The sequence below is a fragment of the Mesorhizobium sp. M7A.F.Ca.ET.027.03.2.1 genome (genome assembly GCF_003999175.1).
Classification (GTDB): domain Bacteria; phylum Pseudomonadota; class Alphaproteobacteria; order Rhizobiales; family Rhizobiaceae; genus Mesorhizobium.
Genome location: NZ_RZOM01001710.1, coordinates 1 through 691, shown reverse-complemented (window position 1 = coordinate 691; position 691 = coordinate 1). Strand labels below are relative to the sequence as shown.

Here is a 691-nt window from a genome sequence, read left to right as displayed (position 1 = left end):
CAGATGGGCAGCGCCACGATTCTGTCGCGTATGGCCGACTTGCTGACGGCCCGGCTCATACGCTGCTGGGTCAATTGCAACGGAGCCTCGACCACCGGTTGGCTCGCAGCCATCCGCGACCCCCATATAGGCCGCGCTTTGGCGGCCATGCACCGCGACCCCGGCCACAACTGGACGCTGGGAAGCCTGGCCGGCGTGGCAGGCCAATCGCGTTCGATTTTCGCCGAACGTTTCAGTGCGGTATTGGGAGAGGGTGCCGCACACTATCTCGCCCGCCTGCGCATGCAGCTTGCCCGCGAATTGCTGGGCCAAAACGGCTTGTCGGTTGCCGAAGTCGCTACCCGTTTGGGATATGATTCCGAGGCATCCTTCGCGCGCGCGTTCAAGCGCATCACCAATGTCTCGCCGGGCGTTGTGCGCCGCACAATTCCCGGACGAATGGATATGAATTTCGGATTCTAAGATACATATCATCCAAGCGGACTCGCCTATTTAAGACCTCCAAACTTTGGAGATCTTTCCGTGACTGACACAACATTACAGCTTGAAGACGCCGCGATTGGCCTTGATGCCGATGCACCAGCCGCATGGAGCGCAGCCACCTGGTTCGCGGTCATTTCATTGGCGGCCACCAGCTTTGCCCTGGTGTCGGCCGAATTCCTGCCCGCAGGTCTGCTGACGCCAATGGCAC

Annotated in this window: 1 protein-coding gene and 1 pseudogene; both read left to right on the top strand. The window is 60.3% G+C overall.

The features are described 5' to 3' along the window. A partial coding sequence (locus EN750_RS37545) for an AraC family transcriptional regulator (protein ID WP_145968345.1) occupies positions 1-462 on the top strand: 462 nt, incomplete at its 5' end. Positions 463-522: 60 nt separating this feature from the next. Beyond that, positions 523-691, top strand: a pseudogene (locus EN750_RS37540) (MFS transporter); the annotation flags it as partial.